17 protein-coding genes are annotated in these 21,300 nt (G+C 41.8%); 10 read left to right on the top strand and 7 right to left on the bottom strand.

Features of this window, described 5'->3' with window-relative positions; all coding sequences use genetic code 11:
- Positions 1 to 10 precede the first annotated feature (10 nt).
- The 5 genes from L2735_RS17710 to metB all read right to left on the bottom strand — a co-directional run bounded on the left by L2735_RS17710 (position 11) and on the right by metB (position 6,108).
- Positions 11 to 259: a cysteine-rich CWC family protein gene (locus L2735_RS17710; protein WP_248985972.1), complete on the bottom strand. Its 249-nt coding sequence runs from the start codon at positions 257 to 259 to the stop codon at positions 11 to 13.
- 253 nt (positions 260 to 512) lie between these two features.
- Entirely contained in the window at positions 513 to 1,568 is a 1,056-nt protein-coding gene (locus L2735_RS17705) for a c-type cytochrome (RefSeq protein WP_248985971.1), read from the bottom strand.
- Between the two features lie 9 nt (positions 1,569 to 1,577).
- Positions 1,578 to 2,255 (bottom strand): c-type cytochrome, encoded by a 678-nt coding sequence (locus L2735_RS17700; RefSeq protein ID WP_248985970.1) that lies wholly within the window; start codon positions 2,253 to 2,255, stop codon positions 1,578 to 1,580.
- 199 nt (positions 2,256 to 2,454) lie between these two features.
- Entirely contained in the window at positions 2,455 to 4,848 is a 2,394-nt protein-coding gene (locus tag L2735_RS17695) for a bifunctional aspartate kinase/homoserine dehydrogenase II (protein WP_248985969.1), read from the bottom strand.
- A 99-nt stretch (positions 4,849 to 4,947) separates the two neighbouring features.
- Entirely contained in the window at positions 4,948 to 6,108 is a 1,161-nt protein-coding gene (metB, locus tag L2735_RS17690) for a cystathionine gamma-synthase (protein ID WP_248985968.1), read from the bottom strand.
- Between the two features lie 222 nt (positions 6,109 to 6,330).
- On the opposite strand from metB, the gene metJ reads away from it, so the two are divergent.
- Entirely contained in the window at positions 6,331 to 6,648 is a 318-nt protein-coding gene (gene metJ / locus L2735_RS17685) for a met regulon transcriptional regulator MetJ (protein WP_153916681.1), read from the top strand.
- 350 nt (positions 6,649 to 6,998) lie between these two features.
- Complete coding sequence (locus tag L2735_RS17680) at positions 6,999 to 7,739, top strand: sulfite exporter TauE/SafE family protein (protein WP_248985967.1); 741 nt, start codon at positions 6,999 to 7,001, stop codon at positions 7,737 to 7,739.
- A 106-nt stretch (positions 7,740 to 7,845) separates the two neighbouring features.
- Here the strand turns inward: L2735_RS17680 and L2735_RS17675 are convergent, their stop codons facing one another.
- Positions 7,846 to 9,069 (bottom strand): conjugal transfer protein TraF, encoded by a 1,224-nt coding sequence (locus tag L2735_RS17675; protein WP_248985980.1) that lies wholly within the window; start codon positions 9,067 to 9,069, stop codon positions 7,846 to 7,848.
- A 124-nt stretch (positions 9,070 to 9,193) separates the two neighbouring features.
- Entirely contained in the window at positions 9,194 to 10,102 is a 909-nt protein-coding gene (locus L2735_RS17670; protein WP_248985966.1) for a LysR family transcriptional regulator, read from the bottom strand.
- Positions 10,103 to 10,311: 209 nt separating this feature from the next.
- On the opposite strand from L2735_RS17670, the gene L2735_RS17665 reads away from it, so the two are divergent.
- The 8 genes from L2735_RS17665 to L2735_RS17630 form a co-directional block, all read left to right on the top strand.
- Positions 10,312 to 11,031, top strand: a complete 720-nt coding sequence (locus L2735_RS17665; protein WP_248985965.1) for an SDR family oxidoreductase — start codon at positions 10,312 to 10,314, stop codon at positions 11,029 to 11,031.
- Positions 11,032 to 11,473: 442 nt separating this feature from the next.
- Complete coding sequence (locus L2735_RS17660) at positions 11,474 to 11,803, top strand: c-type cytochrome (RefSeq protein WP_248985964.1); 330 nt, start codon at positions 11,474 to 11,476, stop codon at positions 11,801 to 11,803.
- 161 nt (positions 11,804 to 11,964) lie between these two features.
- Positions 11,965 to 13,707, top strand: coding sequence for a DUF3373 domain-containing protein (locus L2735_RS17655; RefSeq protein WP_248985963.1), 1,743 nt, complete (start codon positions 11,965 to 11,967; stop codon positions 13,705 to 13,707).
- A 44-nt stretch (positions 13,708 to 13,751) separates the two neighbouring features.
- Entirely contained in the window at positions 13,752 to 15,152 is a 1,401-nt protein-coding gene (locus tag L2735_RS17650; RefSeq protein ID WP_248985962.1) for a tetrathionate reductase family octaheme c-type cytochrome, read from the top strand.
- A 316-nt stretch (positions 15,153 to 15,468) separates the two neighbouring features.
- A complete protein-coding gene (locus L2735_RS17645) occupies positions 15,469 to 17,142 on the top strand; it encodes an ABC transporter transmembrane domain-containing protein (RefSeq protein WP_248985961.1) in 1,674 nt (557 codons plus the stop codon).
- A complete protein-coding gene (locus L2735_RS17640; protein ID WP_248985960.1) occupies positions 17,139 to 19,235 on the top strand; it encodes a peptidase domain-containing ABC transporter in 2,097 nt (698 codons plus the stop codon). Before L2735_RS17645 ends, L2735_RS17640 begins: the two co-directional genes overlap by 4 nt.
- Positions 19,228 to 20,553 (top strand): HlyD family type I secretion periplasmic adaptor subunit, encoded by a 1,326-nt coding sequence (locus L2735_RS17635; protein WP_248985959.1) that lies wholly within the window; start codon positions 19,228 to 19,230, stop codon positions 20,551 to 20,553. The genes L2735_RS17640 and L2735_RS17635 overlap by 8 nt, the downstream gene beginning before the upstream one ends.
- Before the next feature lie 9 nt (positions 20,554 to 20,562).
- Positions 20,563 to 21,300: hypothetical protein (locus tag L2735_RS17630; protein ID WP_248985958.1), on the top strand; the 738-nt coding region annotated here is incomplete at its 3' end.

The raw sequence follows: 21,300 nt of genomic DNA, 5'->3' as shown, positions 1-21,300 counted from the left end.
AAAAGAGCGCTTATTCAGTTAATTTTTGATAACAGGTTTGGCAAATACAGGCTTTACCGGATAAACCCGCTAATAACTCAGGATCTATTTTTGCTTTGCCTGATTGAGTTAAACACCAGCAGCTTTCTATTGATAAGCCCACTGTCACAGCACACTTATTTTCCTTAAGGCATATAGGGCACCTTAATGGCTCAGCCACATCTTGTGCCTTTTCCGACTCAAGATGGCGATATACCTGCACCACTTCTTTCTTTGTCATCTGTTATAAATACCTTGTTGCCCTAACTTCACGTGAATATGACTAGAGTTAATTTTCACAGGTTAACTTTCACATGTTAATTTTGAAAGCTAACTCTTTCGTTTTCTGCTAGCAAATGCTCAGTACAAAACAAAAAATCGGTGCCGAAGCACCGATTCTTTTTACTAGTATAATGAATAAAGCGATGAAGTAAGCTTTCATACTTACGTTTTATTATTTATGTTTTCCAGCTCACGTTTCCTTACCCATATTTTTATTTAGACGCAGGAAAAATGGGATAAGATTTTGAACCTAATATCACTGATGGATCTGCTGCACTTGGCTTACCATAAAAACCTTCATGCTGATGATATTTTGCCTGAGTCTCAGCGACATTCCCTTTATATCTCGGGTCTTGAGGACGCTCATGAGCATTAACAAATGCCGCGACATCCCAAGCTTGTTGCACTGTAAGCTGAATGCTTTTGCCTAATGGCATATTTTCATAAATGAAATTAGCGGCGGTATTCACTCGATGCATACCGGCGCCCCAATTGTAGGTTTGTGGCCCCCATAAAGGTGGTAAAGCACTCACTTCAGCCATTTTTACACCTTGGCCACCTTCGCCATGACATGCCTGACAATGGGCTAGATATACAAGCTTTCCTCGCTCTATTGAATAGGCTAATTCAGGCTTTTCCAACTTAGGAAAACCTCTACCTGGCAACATAGTAAGCGCTTTTTGATCAAGCTTTGAGGTAATCGCTTTAGGTAACGGAAAGTCTTCTCTATTACCGCCTTTAAGTAAGTCAGTATCTGACATTTCAGGAACAGGCCCTGCGACATTAAACTGATTCATTAAACCACTCATTGCTAGCCAGTATGAATAGGCTGAAATAGCCACTAAAGACTCACTACCAGACTCAGGAGCCGTGCCGTTCATTGAGTAAGTAAAACACCCTTGAATACGTTCTTCATAGCTGTTCACTTTATCGTTTTTCTTACGGTAGGCAGGGTATGCCATATACGCGCCCCACAGAGGCGATGCGTTGGCTTTATTACCTGCATTCATATGGCAATTCACACAATTTAATTCATTGCCCACATAGGTATCGCGCATTTGCTGACTATTCACAAACAGCTGATAGCCCTTTCTGACTTTGTCGCCAAACTCACCCTCGGGAATGGTAGATAAATCACTAGGCATTATATATTGTGCGTTAGCATCTTTCGCAACAGAAGGCAGTTGCGCTTGTCTATCGGGTAACTCGCTTGCTGATAAGCCCATACTGAGCAACACACCAACCGCTGAAAAGTAATATAGCTTCATAGTATGTCCTTATTTCTGAGCCGAAAAGTATTGAGTTAGTGCATCAATTTCTGCAGCGGTGAGTTTTTTAGCAATACTGCCCATCATATTGTCGGCATCACCTGTTCGGGCGCCTGATTGCCATGCTAAAAGCTGATTTTTTAAATAAGTAGGTTCTTGGCCAGCTAAGCGAGGGAACTGCCCAGCACCGATACCAGAAGGGCCGTGACAGCTTGTACAAGCTGGAATATCTCGATCCCAATCACCTTGGAAAGCTAACTTTTCTCCTATATCGGTAATCACCACTTTATCACCACGATACTGGAGCTTGATGTCAGCTACAGGCTTAGCAGCAAAGAAGTCTGACACCACTTTGATGTTATCGCCTTGCACAGTCATTGCCATTGCCATCATCGTTGGGTTCTGGCGCTTTCCTGTCTGAAAGTGACTCACCTGATCAGCAATATATTCACTCGACAAGCCTGCTAATCTAGGCCCAGCAATACCAAGCCCTTCACCATCCACACCATGACAACTGAGGCAGACCTGAGCAGTTGCAGGTACTGTTTGCAGCAACTCTTTTGGGGATTCTTCAGGAATATTAGCCATCACACTAAAACTCAAGACACTACTTAAAAAGATACTTCCAATGGCGGCAGTATTGACACTTTTTAAATAGTCACCTTTTAAACGATTATTTTTATTCATTTATCAGCCTCTTGTTGAAATCCATCTCCGACTTAATACCACTATAAACAAAAACGTCACGCTACAACAGAATGTTTTTTATACAAAAAAAATAAGCTTTATTAAATCCAATTCCCACTATTATTTTAGCCATAAAAAAGGCCTATTCCTTTAGGAATAAGCCTTTAATCAATACAGGTAAACTAAACTACAACAAGAATTACTCTTGGAGTAAGTCTTTACATATCTGCACTAAATCAGATTGCACCGCTGCTGCTGTGACTTCTCTGCCCGCTCCTGGGCCTCGAATAATCAGCGGATTGCCTTGATAAAATGCGCTACGGATAACAAACACGTTATCGCCTGGTGTTAAGTTTGCGTATGGATGATTTGAATCAACCCATTGAATCCCCACTTCAGCATGCATTTTACCGTCGACTTTATCGAGCGACGCAACATAACGTAGTACTTTGTTTTGCTCCGACGCTGCAGTAAATTGCTGCAACATGCTTTGATCTAACTCACCAATACGAGCAAGGAAATCATCTAGGGATAAATCAGCTAACGCTTCTGGTACTAAAGAATTTAAAACAATATCTTCAAGCTCAATCTCAAAGCCAATTTCACGCGCAAGGATCAATAACTTTCGCTGCATGTCACGACCAGAAAGATCGTCACGAGGATCAGGCTCAGTGATCCCCAAACCGCGGGCTTCAACGACTAACTCTGAAAACGACTTTTGACCATCATAATGCTCAAACAACCAACATAAGGTGCCTGAAAAAATGCCACCAACAGCTTCAATGGCATCACCACTATTACGCAGATCATTTAACGCATGCTGAATCGGCAGTCCTGCACCACAACTGGCATTATAACGCCAAAATAAACGACGGTTACTGAGCTGCTGCTTTAACTCACGATAAAACGGCAGCGGGCCAGATCCCGCGAGTTTATTAGCACTCACCATATGAATGCCGCGAGAAAATAATTCAGGATATTGCAGGGTTAGACTCGCACTCGCACTAATATCTAGTGCCACTAATTCATCACAGTCAACCTGCTCTAGCTGTTCAAACAAACTTGGATAGTCCCAAGCTTTTGCAGTGGTATCAAAGCTGTCTTGCCAGTTATTAATATCAATCCCCTGCGAACAAATAAGTGCTTCTTTGGAACTGAGTAAACCAACTAACTGCACTGTCGCTTCAAGTTCACGATTCAATGCTGCAGATGAACGCTGGAATAAATCGATCCATGCTTCACCAATATTACCAACACCTAAAAGTAACACACCAATTCGCATGCGCGGCCCTGCGCAGCGGCGGTGAACCTTTTGAGTCAATAAGTTAACTTGTGCTTTTGGCACCAAGGTCACCAAACTCAATCCATCTTGATATAAGGGTTTAGCATCGCGACTTAATAAACGTGCAAAGCTTCGGCGGTAGTGCTCAGCGTCGGCACTCACTAGGGCGACTAACCCCAATTCGTTACTAACGCGAATATCACTAATTGCCAAGGCATCACTATGTAGTTCTAGTAAGTTTTGAACTTGCTTTTGGCTTTCAACGGTAAAAGCTAATTCCACTTTATGATGTGCTGAAGTCCAATAGGCTAATGGGGCGATGCCCTCTTGAGCCAATAGCTCAATTAAATCTTGAGTTTGAGACTGCTGCTTTATACGAAACAACACCACTTCATTTAAGTTTGTGACCACTGGAGCACTCGCAGAAGAGCTTTGCGGAGCAATCAGAGTAAAGTCGGTATGCGAGGCATAACTTGAACGCACAGCTAAACTAACATTAGTGTCAAACAGTGGCTGTAAAGTACGGCTATGCAGTACTGGCGAACCTAAATGCGCAAGACGATCGGCTTCAGCAAGCGACATACTATCCAGTAATTTAGCATCGCTAATTTTATTCGGGTCTGCGTTAAACACACCTTCAACATCAGTCCAAATTGTGACCCGCTCAATATCCGCTAAGCTGGCAATTAAGGTTGCACTGTAATCAGAACCATTTCGGCCAAGTAATAAGGTTTCATTGTGTTGATTGGCACAAATAAAGCCTGTTATGACCAATCGTTCATCAGGATGGGCTTCAAGCAACTTCTGTACTTTTTGGCGAGATTCTTCGATACGAATATTCGGCACAACGCCTTCGTCAGCCACAAGAATTGAACAAGCATCAACGTTTACTGCTGCGACACCTGACTCTCGTAAAAGTGCAGCCATTAATCTTGCTGACCAACGCTCACCAAAACTCAGGACATGATTTAATTGAAACTCATTGCGCTGCTCAAGTGACAACAAGCTGATGAGCTGTGACTTATCGGTAGATAAGCGCTCACGTAAATCACGGGCTTGTTCGTTAGATAACAGTTGCTCAATGAGGTTTTGTTGATAGCTGATAAGAACTTGAAGCTCTTCTTGCCATAAGTCGCCCGCTTCTCGCAGGGATAATAGCTTATATAAAAAGTTAGTACTCTTACCCGCAGCTGACACAACGACTAAATCATCACAGTTTCCATGAGTAAGCAAAATATGTGCTACGCGGCGATAGCAATCAGCATCAGCTAAACTAGAACCACCAAACTTATGTAAATGACTGCGGGTCATTTGTAACTCCTTAAACCACTTTTTTGCGTTGCCGTATTCACTGAATACGGCAACAATAAAATCTTACTGACTCAACTTATAACAAGCTAATTTATCGGCTTAAAGTGCAGCGACAGCAGCTAAACCTGCTTGAATATCAGTCACTAAATCTTCTGCGTCTTCAATACCCACAGATAATCTCAGTAATGTATCTTTAATGCCAGCTTCGTAGCGGGCTTCAGGCACCATTGCTCTATGTGTCATTGTGGCAGGGACGGCAACTAAGCTTTCCACCCCGCCTAAGCTTTCAGCAACACTGAATATCGACAGTGCATCTAAAAATGCAACCACTTCAGCCTCACCGCCTTTAAGCTCAAAACTTAACATAGCGCCAAACCCTTTTTGTTGTTTGGCTGCAATATCGTGACCTGGGTGGTCTTTTAAACCTGGGTAATAGACTTTTTCAACTACATTACTTGCTTGAAGCACTTCAATCACACGCTGTGCATTAACTTGATGTTCGCGAATACGTACCGCAAGGGTGCGAATACCACGCAACGTTAAGTAACTATCGAAAGCTGAACCTGTTAGGCCCAAGGTATTTGACCACCAGTGCAATAACTCACCAAGTTCTGGGTCTTTAGCGACAACGGCACCACCAACCACATCACTGTGGCCATTAATATATTTAGTCGTTGAGTGCATCACGATATCAGCGCCCAATTCTAATGGCTGCTGCAAAATAGGTGAAAGGAAGGTGTTATCTACCACAACTAAGGCATCGACCTCATGACTTGCAGCCACAATCGCTTTAATGTCTACCACTCGTAATAACGGGTTTGATGGTGTTTCTAACCAAACCATTTTGGGTTTTTGTGCAATGGCATCTGCCAGTGCTTTCTCGTCAGTTTGATCAACAACGATTAATTTAAATTGGCCTTTGTTGGCAAGATTAGTGAACAGTCGGTAACTGCCCCCATAACAGTCATGGGGAACAACGATTAAGTCTTCAGGCCCCAGCAAACTGGTCACCAAAGTGATTGCTGCCATACCTGTACAAGTGACCACACCTGTTGCGCCATTTTCCAGCTTGGCAATAGCCTCACCTAAAACACAACGTGTCGGGTTGCCAGAGCGGCTATAGTCGAACTCTCTTGGGTTTGTGTGTCCATCAAACGAATAATTAGTCGAAAGATAAATCGGCGGGACTACTGCGCCATATTGTGTATCGGATTCGATACCTTGGCGAACGGCAAGTGTAGCTGCGCGATGTTTGGTCATAGTTTGCTCCTAAAGATTGACACACTAGAATAAAAACAACATAGAGATGTCTAGATGGCTAAATGTACCTAAGCTAAATCTGATCGTCAACACAAATTAGACGTTTAGACGTCTAAACATAAAGAAATCTATTTGTATTCGTTATAGAATAGCAGCAATAATTTGACTGTAATAAATAAGCAGTTAAAATCTGCCACGAATCTATCGTATAAAGGTGAGTTAATGACTGAATGGAATGGCGACTATATCAGCCCATATGCCGAACATGGCAAAAAAAATGAACAAGTTAAAAAGATCACGGTATCGATTCCTTTAAAAGTATTAAAAGTGCTTACCGATGAACGTACTCGCCGTCAGGTTAATAACTTACGTCATGCAACCAACAGCGAACTTTTGTGTGAAGCATTTTTACATGCATACACTGGCCAGCCACTGCCAAATGATGATGATTTATCTAAAGAAGGCCCAGATAGTATCCCAAGTGAAGCGAAAGCGCTGATGGATCAAATGGGTATTGAATGGGAAGACCTAGACGAATAAGTCTATCGCCAACCTAAGCTTAAAGCTAAATATGTGTTGGCGATTCCCCTACAAAATATTGTGTGACTCTTAGCTTACGTTTCGGTGTAAGCTTTCAATACTTTGGTTCCCGGCTTAAGTTATAAGACTTAAGTTATAAGACATTGGTTATAAGATTTAGGTTACAAGACTTTGGTTGCCTAACCTGGATTAGCCTATTTAGGCTATCCAATTTAGCTGAGTAAAATAGTTACTTGAACGGCTTACGAGAATAATTTGCTCATTTAGCAACTCACTTAACAGTCCACCGTCGACACAATACCTGCGTAAAATCGCGATATCAGGGTCACTTAGCACTCAAAGAGAAGTATATGGCATTTATCGATCCGCAAACCTTGATACTTGCATCGATGATTATATTTCTCGGTGCATTAACCCAAGGCCTTATTGGCTTCGGCTTAGCCGTTGTAGCAAGCCCTCTGCTATATATTATTGACCCTCAACTCGTTCCTGTCCCTGTCATTGCATGTGGCTTTTCCATTGCTTTTCTTACCTTGCTACGTGAACGAACCTCGCTTCAATTTAATGGCCTGCAATATGCGTTAATTGGGCGGATCCCCGGTGGCTTTCTCGGCGCAGCATTACTTGTCTTTGCGCCGCAATCAATACTAGGCCTGGCTATTGCTTTTATTGTTGCCAGTGCCGTTATCCTCAGTTTTTATAGAATTACCGCTCCAGTTAATCGTTTAACCTTGTTCATCGCAGGGGTGCTTTCAGGGATTTTTGGTAATATAGCAGCCATTGGCGGACCACCGTTGGCCATTCTATTAGCCGGAAAAGATGCACCACAATTTCGCTCAGCTTTATCGATATTCTTTCTATTTAGTTCAATGATAGCTATGTTGATTTTAATCATCGTAGACTTAGTTGAGATGAAACATTTATGGTTGTCTTTAATGCTATTGCCGTCTGTATTTCTAGGTAGTTTTGTTGCAGGAAAACTCACTAACAAAGTCGATAAACAAAAGACACGCATAGCCACTTTGGTGTTATGTGGGCTCAGTGCATTAGTGCTAACCATAAAATCCTTAATCGAGCTATCTGCAGGCTAACACCCGCTAAAGTCAGTCATTATCAAATGACATTTCGATAGCTAGAAATAGAATGATGAGTTATTTAAAGAGGGAATAACTAAGAGTCTTGAGCTGAATGCTCATATTAGAAATGATAGGACGTTTGTAACACAGCGCCAATCGCATCATCTTCACCATAGCTGCCGCTCATGTCCAACTTGAAAGCCTGACCAATCGCAAAGCCAGTACCAAATGAATAGATATCAACACTGTTATCTTTTAAATCGTGGCGATAACCCATGCGCAGTGATAACCAATCTGTCGCTTTAACCTCACCGCCAACTCGCCAATATTGCACTGCATCAAACTCTTTAAAGCGTGATTGCTCAATTAAATCAATATCGGTTGTTAAAGTAACTGATGTCCAATCATATGCAACACCTGCTGTAATTAAAGGCTCAACCTGATAATGGAACTCACGACCTTGTGCTTCAACGGTTTCAACCGTTTTACTGAAAAGGTTTCGTGCAGATAACCCAATCGTCATTGCATCCATAGGCTCAAATGCAACACCGATATCCAAATTAAATAAATTCTCATCATTTCGATATTTATCATCATCAAAATCATCGGCATCAAAGTTATTAGCATTCACAGAGTAATGGTAAGTGTCGATTCGTTGAAATTTAGGCGAAATGCCCACTCTAACTGGCATATTGACAATAGATAATGGGAAACTAAGCGCCACACCAAAATCAGTCACTCCACCCGCTAATATAACGCCTTGAGAATCTAAATCACTGATCTCAGTTGGCGGATTAAGGGGATCTAGAGTATTTAATGTATCAATGTCAGATTGAGCGATATCGGCGACACCAATAGCATCAATATAACTTTTATAAAATACGGCCATAGGTAAGTGTTCATTGGGGATAACAATCGCGGCTCCAACACCAGCAGACACATTCGCAGTATTACCTTTTAATGATTCTAAATCAATAACTAAGTCATCTCGAAAAGCTTCAAAATCATCGGTATCGCCATTATTAATCGCGTCTTCTAAGCCATCATAGGAATCTTGAAGCGAATCAAACTTATCAATCATGTCATCGCTATCATCACCTTCTGCACCAACAGCAGGAAGCAATAATGAGAACTTTTGCGTCTTTTTTATTTCTTCATTGGTATAAGTTGCATGAGGAGTCAGAATGGCCAATAAAGCAGGGTTAATAAAACTCGCACCAATTCGATTAGATGCTGCTACACCTGTGCCGCCCATACTTTCACTGCGAGCTTCAAAATAAAGCCCGCTAGCTTGCACATTACTGGCAAGCACAAGTAAACAGAAAGCTAGCGCAAGTCTTTTCAGCATCCATCAGTTCCCTTTTTTATTGTCTATTAAAGATAGTAGAAATAATAAAAAAGGGAGATCAAATCACATAAATATGCAGATAAATTTTATACTGATTCTGGCAAAAAATTAAAAGGTCTCTCTATAAATCAGGCAGATACGTTTTAAATTTTTCATGGGTAAATTGAATAAATTTTTTCAAACGCTCAGGTTGAAATTTGTCTTTATGATAAAGCACATAAAAAGGTGTATCGGGAATATGCCAATCAGTAAAGACTTCCACTAACTGATTTGCGCGGATTTCTTCAGGACAATACAGATAAGGTAATCGAACAATCCCGTTACCAGCTAATGCACTCACTTTCATTGCCCGGCCATTTTTACATCTAAAGTTACCCTTAATCGCAACTTCGATACTCTCTTTAGCTGAGCCTACTTTCTCAAATCGCCAGTGATTGATTGAGCCAACAATACAAGCAAACTTATTCAACTGATTAGGGTGAGTTGGGTGACCGTATTGTGCTAAGTATTCTGGGGAAGCAAGCGTACAATTTTTAATGTCCATCAGCTTTCTAGCAATCAAACCAGAATCCGCCAACTCGCCCATTCTAAATACTGCGTCAAAATGATCTTCAATTAAGTCTACCCGCTGACTGCTAAAGTCCAAATCCACAGTGATATCAGGATAAAGCTGGATAAAGTCATTAACCAGTTGCACAACAATCTCTTCGCCGATCACGCCACCCACACAATTAATGTAGATATTACCTTTAAGCTGCTCCGCACTTTCTACCGTGGTCGCAACCGCCAAGTCTATTTGCTGCAACGCTTGCTGGCATTGTAATAGAAATGACTCACCTTGCTCTGTTAAGCGCTGCGTGCGTGTGGTTCTAATAATTAAACTAACGCCAAGAAAGGTTTCAAGGCTTAATAGCTGCTTAGATAAGTGCGAGCGAGAACCCCCCAACACTTCAGCAGCTAGGGTAAAGTTTCTTTGCTCTGCAATCACTACAAACGCACGAATATCAACTAGATTTATCTCAGTGTTCATTTGGGTGCTACCTATTTCCTCATTAACGCTAGCTTGACAAATTTCAGAGCGACAGATCAATGCTAACGAGTGAGCTTTGGTGCTATTTATGTCGTTATATGAAACCAACATTAGAGCGAATTAGTAAACAATTATGTTCTTTATAGATTATATATCAACAATAAAGAACTCACTATAATTCTCGCAACTTACCAACAGGGGTCGAAACAATGAAACAACTTATCGTTATTACTGGTGCATCTTCAGGTATTGGTGCTGCTATGGCTAAAGCATTTAGTGCCAAAGGCCATCCTCTATTATTGTTGGCGCGTCGCGTAGAGCCTATGCAGGCATTAAAGCTAGAAAATAGTTTATCAATCAGTGTTGATGTGACTGACGCGGCAGCAATGAAACAAGCTATTGCCACTGCAGAAGAAAAATTTGGCCCTGTGGGCTGCTTAATTAACAACGCAGGTGTGATGTTATTAGGTCAAGCTGATGTACAAGATCCAGCTGAATGGAGCCAAATGCTCAACATCAATGTGATGGGCGTATTAAATGGTATTCACAGCGTACTTGCAGACATGAAAGCCCGTAAAACAGGCACTATCATTAACGTCAGCTCAATTGCAGGTCGTAAAACCTTCCCAAATCATGCAGCCTACTGCGCTACTAAGTTTGCTGTTCACGCATTAACTGAAAATATTCGTGAAGAAGTCGCAATGGATGATGTGCGTATGATTACCATCGCACCAGGTGCTGTGGAAACTGAACTACTCAGCCATACCACTAGTCAAGATATCAAAGATGGCTATGCTGACTGGAAAGAAGTGATGGGCGGTGTACTCGCTGCTGAAAATGTTGCTGAAACTGCCGTTTTTGCCTACGAGATGCCGCAAAGTGTTTGTGTTCGTGAAATCGTTTTAGCACCAACGCGTCAACAGCCATAAGCTTACCGACAGCATCAATAGACCCGGCTCATTTAAAAAAGCCAATAGACACATTGGTCAATGTGCACTGTAACTAATACAGTGCACACTTTCTGCTACATCCTTCCTCCTATTTACTTTTATGCAACCACTAAGTATCACTTTAGAGATAGTTAAATATTAAAAGTGTGATCTAAAACCTACCTTAAAAAGCGCAGCCAAAGCTTAACCAATACTCCCTACCTCTTAATGAAAAACAAAATGCCTTTATTTATCAATAACAAATAAATTACACACCTATCACATTAGATTTTTATTAATGATATTTTTATCAATTAGATTTTTATAGTTTACTTGATCAAACTCAACAATTACTTTTATTACAACTGTTAAATTTAATAACAAGCAAGATACATAAATATCCAAGCCTATTAACTCAGTACAAAGTAAGACAAAGGAAATGATGATGAAAACAATAAATAAAATACTCGTATGCGTCACCCTCGCTTTATGTTTTGGAGCACAAGTTCAAGCTGCTGATGGAGGTAATCCTAAAAAAGGCAAACACCTCTATAAAAAAGAATGCAAGGCTTGTCATGGCGTAGGTAATGAAGGTGGAGAGATAACCCCAATGAGCAAAACAATGAGCCAATGGGATCGTTTCTTTAGACGTAATAAGCACAAAGCAAAAGCTGAAGTGTTTAATGCACTTGATGAACAAGACTTATTAGATATTCAACAGTTTCTCTATGATCATGCTGCGGATTCAGACCAGCCACAAACCTGTGGTTAAGCTTTCAAGCACGGTATAAAACACACTTAAACCAATTAAATTAATCGAAAAATGGGGAATTCCTCAGGGCTTAATGCTGCCCAAATTTAGGAAAGTGAGGATTTCCCGACATCAATCGAAGGCAGTTTTAATTAAATTGCTCACTCGAAAGGAGAGATGTTATGCGTACTCTAATTTCACTGTTAGTTGCAAATGCTTTGATATTATCAGCCAGTGCTTATGCGAACGATGCTGATATTCAGCGAGATAGTTTGAATAAATCCGATGCACAAAAAATTGCCGAACTTAAACAACAGTTGGCAGATATCAACGAAGAGCTCGATGATATCAACAATAGAGTTGATAAAAATGAACGCCACACAGCACTAGATAGAATAGAAATCACTGGCGACTTTAGAACAAAAGTCCATACACTTCATTACCAAGATGTCACTTGGAACCCTGCCATTAATGTCGACTTTAACGATTTTGGTGCCAAGGCGATGGGCGGCGAGTTTGGAATGCCCGATGATGCCAACTCACCTTTAGCGCAGATGATGGCCGCAAACCCCAATCTAGCATCAGCATTTCAAAGCGGGCAATTACAAGGCGTCATGCCTTATGTATTAGCCCCTAAAACTGCTCAAGATATTGATAATGACCTTTACTACACCACACGTTTAAGACTGAACCTCAAAGCCAAAGTTTGGGATAACGTCAGCTTTGCTGGCCGACTCAGTATGTTCAAGAACTGGGGCGATTCAACAGGCGTGCAAGTTTTTGATTCATGGCGTTCATTTACTATGGATGGCACTAATAGCGGCAACCCAAGCGGCGACTGGCTCAGAGTTGAACGCGCCTATTTCGATTGGAAAAATATTAACGGTTCACCACTGTATTTATCAATTGGTCGTCGACCTTCCACTTACGGCCCACCAACCCAGTATCGTGAAAATGAAAAACGTGGCGGCACCCCTTCTGGTCACTTAGTTAACTTCAACTTTGATGGCGCTACTATGGGTTATCACCTCAGTGATATCACAGGGGTAGAAGGACAAGTTGTTCGCTTTTGCTACGGTCAAGGATTCGAGTCTCAGTGGGGCAATGGTGAAATGTTTGGCGATATTGTCACCAAAGATACTCACTTAGGTGGTTTTAATATCGATGCGATTAACGATGGCAAAAACTTCCTCCAATTTACCCTGTTCGGTGCAAAAGACGTAAACGATGGCTTTAAAGGCACCATGGCATTCCCGACTCAACTCGCTGGAATATTCGCTCCAACCATGTATCAAGATATGCAAAAGTTTGAAAACTTTAATTTTGTGACTCGAGTGCAACCCAGCGATGTCATTGGCGATATGTTTTTAGGTGGTATTGGCTTTGCTCGTGAAGAAGATAACGATGTGAAATGGTTCTTATCAGGCGGTTGGACTCGTGCTGATGGCAATGGTAACGCGGGAATGTTTGGCGGCATGCTATCTGATGCCGTATTCGAAGCTCAACTTAACTCTGATTCAAGTGAAATTATCATGTTGCCTTCTGCCGCCGAGGAAAGTGGGGCTAAAGATGGCTACGGAATTTATGTCGGCGTTCAAGTCCCTGCACCATATGGCAAAGTCGGTTTCGAATATAACTATGGTTCTGAATATTGGACCCCATTCACACAGGCGCAAGATGATCCTATTGGCAGTAAATTGGCAACCAGAGGCCATGTGGCTGAAGCCTATTACATGTTTGATATCAATCCAAAAATGTTTATTAAGTTATCAGGACTTTATTACGACTTTGAATACACAGGTAGTGGAACTCCCGTTGGAAAACCGCAGAAAGTCGATGATGTTATAGCAGGCACGGCTTACTCCATGCAGCCAGTCGTTGATACCGCCTATGACGTTAATGCTTCTCTTACCGTTAATTTCTAATGCTAATAACTTCCCTCAGCGATCGCTGAGGGTTGGAGTCCTATATGAAAACACTATTAATCAGCTTAGTTTCAGGTGGATTATGTTGCTTCAGCTTAGCTGCTAATGCTGCAAATCCTCATAAAGATTATGTTCAAGGCCCGTTTACCCAAGGTAGTGATGTCACCTCGGTATGTATTGAGTGCCATGAAGATCATGCTAAAGACGTGATGAAATCTTCTCATTGGACGTGGGAGCTTGAACAAGAATTGCCTGGGCGCACCGTCACACGCGGTAAGAAAAATGCCATCAATAATTTCTGTATTGCCGTATCAAGCAATGAGCCAAGATGCACTAGCTGTCATGCAGGTTACGGCTGGAAAGACGATAGCTTTGATTTTAACGACATGACTAAAGTTGACTGTCTAGTTTGCCACGACACCACAGGTACTTATGTTAAAGATCCAGCAGGAGCTGGCGAAGTACTTGCCAAAGTTAATCTTGAACGAGTGGCCCAAAATGTCGGTGCACCAGTACGTGATAATTGTGGAAGTTGTCACTTCTATGGCGGCGGTGGCGATGGTGTTAAACACGGCGATTTAGACTCATCGATGTCTTACCCAGATAAAGTCACTGATGTGCATATGGATACTGATGGCAATGATTTTCAATGCCAAACCTGTCATACAACCGAACAGCATCAAATCACCGGTAATGCCATGGGAGTATCGCCTGGTGGCATGAGCGATATTGGTTGTGAAAATTGTCATGAAGCCGCTCCGCATGATAATAAACGACTCAATAGCCATACCAGCAGCATCGCATGTCAAACCTGTCATATTCCTGAGTTTGCTAAAAATGAACCCACCAAAATGAGCTGGGACTGGTCTACCGCTGGGCAAGATATTGAACAAACCACAGATGAGTTCGGCAAACATACCTACATGAAAAAGAAAGGCAGTTTTGTTTGGGCTAAAAATGTAAAACCGCAATATGCTTGGTATAACGGTAAGGCTGATGCTTACATGGCTGGCGATAAAATGGACCCCAAAGCAGTCACTAAATTGACTTATCCTTTAGGTGATATCAATGATAAAAAAGCCAAGATATACCCATTTAAAGTGCATACTGGTAAGCAAATTTACGACAGCAAACAAAACATTTTCATCACAGCCAAAGTCTTTGGTAAAGGTGGTTACTGGAAAACCTTTGATTGGAATAAAGCCGCTGAACTGGGTATGCAGGCCAATCAAGCAATGTTAGATAAAGGCATTAAGTACAGTGGTGAATATGGCTTTGCAGAAACTGAAATGTGGTGGCGTATTAATCATATGGTAGCGCCTACAGATCAAGCTTTAAACTGTAATGATTGCCACAATAAAGGCACTCGCATGGATTGGAAAGCTTTAGGTTATCAAGGCGACCCAATGAAGAATAAGTCGATTAAGAAACATGCAACAGATTAAATAACCCGAGTTGAGGTTAAATAAAGTCTAAATTTGAAAACTGCCCAATGCAAAGAGGGCAGTTTTTATATAGAGCTACAAGTATATATTTACTTGACCACATCAATCCCTTTCTATTTCTCTTCTATCTATACATATACGCTCAACAAGCATAATTAATATTAATCTAGCATGCCCTCCCCAGCGTTGAACTTTTAAACTAGAATGAGCGTTAATTGTTGAATTGATGACCTTTACCCTTTAACTTAGAGGTAATTCATCCAAAGTGAACTACGCTTTATGGATAACAATCAGTGTTTATAAGGAAGTTGAATAAATGCGGGAAAACTTCAGTTTACTTTCCAAAAATAAAGCCTTTCCAGAGCTTTTTTTATCATCGACGTTTATTAATTTATTGTCGCTTGCCCTGCCTTTTACAATGCTGCAAATTTATGACCGAATTTTACCAAATCAAGGTTATGGAACTGCAACTATTTTAGTCTCTGGCGTCGCTATTGCTATTTTGCTTGAACTACTGCTTAGGTATGGCAGAAGCTGGATCCTTGCAGCGTCTGCAGCCAACTTTGAATTAAACACCACCAAAGATGTGGTCAATAAATTAATGCTAGCCGATTACCATCATGTTGAAGCGATGGGGACAGGTAAAATTGCCAATGGACTGGCCAGCATTGCGAACATGAGGGAACTCTATTCAGGACAAGCCATTGTGGCTTTAATGGACTTTCCTTTTGTACTGATTTTTCTTGCTTTAGTGGCCTATATTGGTGGCCCATTGGTGTTTATTCCCATCGCAGTGTGGTTGGTTGTCGGTGGATTAGTCTATTTTATTGGAAAAAAACTCGCTGTTGCGACACACGCACTTGCCTTATCTGATGCTGAACGGACTAGAATGCTGATACTGGTTTTATCAGGTTTAACAACCGCGAAAGCCTTATCCCTAGAAGATCGTTTATCGGGCATTTATAACAATATCAATTACCAACGCCTTGATAAGCAGCAGCAAGTCGATTGGCTATCGGCAAAATTACAAGAAGTGATTCAAGGTGCTTCCCAAGGTACAACTCTGATTTTAGTCATGCTGGGTTGTCTTGAAGTATTAAACGGCTCACTGACGACAGGTGGTCTCGCCGCTTGCTCGATTTTAGCAGGCCGCGCAGTAGCGCCATTGAGTGCAATTATTAGCCTGCGTTCAAGGTTAGTTAGCGCTAAAACTGCCATGTCTCATGTAAACGACCTCACCCAAGTTCCGGCTGAGTCGTTTAAAGCCACAAAGGTTTATCACCAAAAACTCCCGTGTGGACCAATTACATTCAAGAATGCTACCAGTAACAATCTCGGTACTGCTATCAATAATTTCACTCAAACCATCCAGCCCAATAGCTTAGTAAATTTGCAATCTAATCCCTTAAGCCACGCTAGCCATGTTCTCAGCATCATTGCGGGTTTCCAACAAATATCAGCGGGTCAAGTTTGCATTGATGGCATTGCCATTGAAGATCACGATGGCAAGGAATTCAGGCAGTCTATAACCTATGTTGCGCCCTGGCCCACACTATTTGCTGGCAGCTTATTAGAAAACATGACCATGTTTAGAGCGGAATACGAACCTCAAGCAATGGCCATTGCTGATGCATTAGGGCTAACCAGTAAAATTGCTGAGCTACCTAATGGTTATCAAACCCTCGTCGGTGACAGTGATAGTCAAATGCTCAACAAGGGGGCAATAAAAATCATTGCGATTGTTCGAGCTGTGGTTCAATCACCTTCAATACTATTGTTAGACGAACCCATGATATCGCTGGATGCTGATGCCCAAAGTCGGTTACTTAAATTGCTTGAAAAATTAAAGCAGCAAATGACTATTATTACAGCATCTCACTTTCTTGAACTTGCAAATATCAGTGATAGCAATATAGAAATCATGGGGCACGCCCACAATGCACCTGACACAAAAATTGAACTTAAATCAAATCAAGAGGTGAACTCATGAGCACTTCTGACGTTGAACTTAAACCACTTATTGTTGAGTTATTTAAGCAGTTAGGCCTTTATACTCAGGCCAGTAACATTTCGAGCGATAACAATACCATTCAACTTAATACGCTTGGGCTGTCACGCTTACTTAAAAAGCATCAAATTGATTTTACGGTCACAAATAATTCAGCCAAGCACCTTCATCTCTCGATTCATCCCTTTTTGGTCATTCCACAAAATGAAGCAGGATTTATTGTTAGAAGAAAAGCAAATGTGTTCGAGAAATTTCAAGATAACCAATGGCAGCTATTCGATCTAACGCAAATAGATGATTCCGCGTATATTTTCTTAATCGAGTCATTGCCGACAACAAAGAAAAATATTCAAGCTTTCGCAGCACATATGAGTAAGCGAACCAAGTGGTATCGCCCAGTTTTTTGGTTAAGCTTATTGGCAAGTTTAACAGGGTTAGCCGTACCTCTGTTTACTATGGCAGTGTATGATCGTGTTATTGGTGGGCAAACTCCTGCCATTTTACCCAGTATTGCCTTGGGCGGATTGTTAGCCGTAGGCATACTCGTTAGCACTCGGCTTGCTCGCGCACAAATATTAGCGACCACCAGTAATCGATTTGCCAGAGACTTATCAGAAATAACCTTTTATCGCCTGCTGCATATGCCACTCATGGTGTTATCTAGAGTCGGCATATCCAACCATATTGCCCGCATGCGAAATGCAGAAAAAGTCAGAATGCTGTTATCAGGCCCTGGTGGCGGTGGTTTGGTGGACTTACCTTTCACCATCATCGCGTTATTCGCCATTATGTTTTTAAGTGGCTGGTTAGTGTTAGTGCCAATTGGCATGTTGATACTGTATTACTTGGTCATGAAAGTATTGAGCCGTTATGTGCAGTCAGCATCACCCACCATTAGTGGCGAATATCAAAATGCCATGAGTGAGTTATCAAAAAATTTACTGCAATTAAAAGCGGCAGGAGACACTGAAGCTTGGCAAACAAAATTCATTCGTCAAAGCCAAGAAAACAGTCGCCAAAACTTCCTTTATGCAAAACGCAATGGCCTTAATGCCGCAGTGGCTCACTCTTTAAGTCTATTTACTGCCTTGATAACCGTTTTCACAGGGATATTTTTAGTGTTAGATCAAACCATATCGCCAGGTGCTCTCATTGCCTGTGTGATGATGATTTGGCGCATTACAGGTCCTGCACAATTAGCGTTTTCATCTAAGCAAAAGTTCACCATGATGGACATTGCAGTGAAACAGTTTGATCGTTTCATGCAGGCGAGCACTGAACAGTCAGAGTTAAGATTAGATACGCCCGATAATACCAAGGCGCCTTCGTTAGCGTTTCAACATCTCACTTTGCGCTATAAAGCTGAAGGGGAAGCGGCATTATCAGGCGTGTCATTTGATGTTGAACCGGGTGAACTGGTTGCGATTATTGGCCCCAATGCCTGTGGTAAATCAACACTATTACTCAGCGCGCTTGGCGTACTTGAAGCCCAAGCAGGCTTTGTGACCTTAAATGGCAAAAACCTAAAGCAGTATGATACTGAGCAGTTTCGTCACTGGGCAGCTTACAGTCCATCACAACCTGACATATTCCCCGGTTCATTAGCCGAAAATATCAGAATTGCCAAACCTGGCGCCAGCGATGAGCAAATCATTGCAGCGCTGGTAAATGCTGGCGGAGAAAGCTTTTTTAACAGTATCAATAATGATTTAACCGTCGACTTATTGGGCGAGAATAATGCCATGCTCTCAGCCATTGAAGGCAGTTATATCAATTTAGCCAGAGCCTTCATAAAGCAATCGCCATTTATATTATTAGATGAGCCTTTGCCTCACCGGAACCCTGCGTCCAAGGCTAAATTGATTGAAACCTTATTAAACCTTAAAGGTAAATCCACCGTATTGTTTACTAGTCACGACCAAGATTTAATTAAACATGCTGATAAAGTCGTCATTCTCGATAAAGGCGCTGTTGTATACGCAGGGCCTATTCCAGATAAAGCTGCTGAATCTCCCCAAGCTTCAACAACCTCACCTTCAGACCAAGCCATGCAGGAGTCTCCAACTAATGGATAATCGTCAACTAGCTAACAGAGTATGGCCTGAACATGAATTTGCAGAGGCCATTGAAGCACCAGCAGAACGCAAAATGATCCGGAACGTTATTTTGATCATTACCGGATCCATTTTATTGATGCTGATTTGGTCTATTTTCACCGATGTTGAAGAAATCTCGAAATCCAAAGGCCAAGTTGTTCCATTAGGTCACCGCCAAGTGATTCAAAGCCGCGCAGGCGGAACAATTGCGTCAGTAGTGGTTGAAGAAGGTGATGTGGTTAAAAAGGGCGATATTTTAGCAAGCTTTGTGTCTATCGACAGCTTGTCAGCTGAAGAAGAGTTAACCAGTAAACGTGCCAACCTTATCATGCGAATCGAGCGCTATGACGCCTTTGCAGAACAAAGGGAGGCTGACTTTAGCGAATTTGCTATCGAGTACCCTGAGCTACTGCGACTTCATACTTCCTCTTTAAGACGTATGAATGAAGAGCGTATTGCAATGGAGCAATTGTCGGAATCCGATATTGCCAAAACCCAAGCAGAGCTTGATGGCCTAAAAGAAGAAATCCCACCACTAAGCGATCAAATACAAACAGCTGAACAAACCCTGAAAATGATGCTGTCAGTCACAGCTGAACAAGCGGTATCTAAGTTACGTATTTTAGAGTCACAACAAAAACTTGATTCCTACATGCGTGAACTTAAATCAATGGAAAGTAAGCAGCAAGTACTGTCTAAAAACCTCATCAATTTAGAGCGACAATTAAAGCAAAAACAGGCATCGCTGTTTAAAGAGGTTGGCGAAAAACGCACTGATACCCAGGCAGAATTACTTGGTGTTGTTGCAAGGCTTAAATCTTCAGATTCACTCGTCTCTCAAAATACTGTCAAAGCACCTGTTGATGGCATTATTCAATCTATTCCAACTAGTTCAACTGGCAGTGTCATTCAACCAGGTGGCACAGTTGCGGTCATTGTACCTATGACGAAAACAGGCCTAATGGAAATCAAATTATCGCCCCGAGATATAGGTTTTGTCGACGTTGGACAACGTGCGAGGATAAAAATTGATGCATTTGATTACAGTCGTTACGGTGCGCTTGATGGTGTAGTAAAACGCATCTCACCCAGTACCGACTCCGATGAAAAAGGAGGCGTATTCTATAAAGTACAACTGACCATTGATAAGCCTTATTTCTTAGATAATCCTGAACAATTTGAACTCATACCCGGCATGACTGGTGAAGCAGATATCGTCACGGGCGAGAAGAGTGTTTTCCAATACTTATGGAAACCCGTATTTACCAATATTAACGAAGCATTTGGCGAAAGATAGGAGTCCAGCATGAGTAAGGACAAGCACAATAACAACGCGTCAAATGTCGAAAAAACCGCACAAGCAATTGAACAAAAAAAACGCGATAATAAAGCAAAAAAAGCAGTCAAAAAAATCACCGCTGAAGCGGATAAAATAAAAGCTAAAGAAGCCAGAGATGCGACCAAAATTTCAGGTGCAGTCAATCAAGACTTAGTGGCAGATAAATCATCATCTGGCTTATTCGCTAATCAAGCAGAAGCGCCAACGACTCAAACTGAAAGTGTTAAAACGGACAGTACTCAAGCTGACAGCCATAAAACTGCACAACTACAAGGCTCAGAACTGACAGCTACGACTGAAAATAATTCGGGCAGCTCAGACAAACAAGCGCTGGGACACGAGCAAAACCCACAATTAGACCCAACATTAGAAACGGCAGTAACCCAGCCGCCTTCTCCTCTGAAAGAAAGTGGCTCTACTGAAACCACAGGAATAACTTCAAATGGCCCTTTTCAAGGTGGTCATACTCAAACGCAAGATATTAGCGAGTTTAGAACACCACAAATAAACCTACCAAATCACCTTACTGCGCCATCATTTTTTATCAGCTCCGTCGACCATCAAATATCAACAACGACAGCTCAAGTTACAACGACTGGCACTGGCACTGGCACTGGCACTGGCACTGGCACTGGCACTGGCACTGGCACTGGCACTGGCACTGGCACTGGCACTGGCACTGGCACTGGCACTGGCACTGGCACT

This window comes from Shewanella olleyana (assembly GCF_023283825.1).
GTDB lineage: Bacteria > Pseudomonadota > Gammaproteobacteria > Enterobacterales > Shewanellaceae > Shewanella > Shewanella olleyana.
The sequence above is the reverse complement of the archived record's forward strand: the minus strand, read 5'-3'. Positions and strand labels throughout refer to the sequence as shown.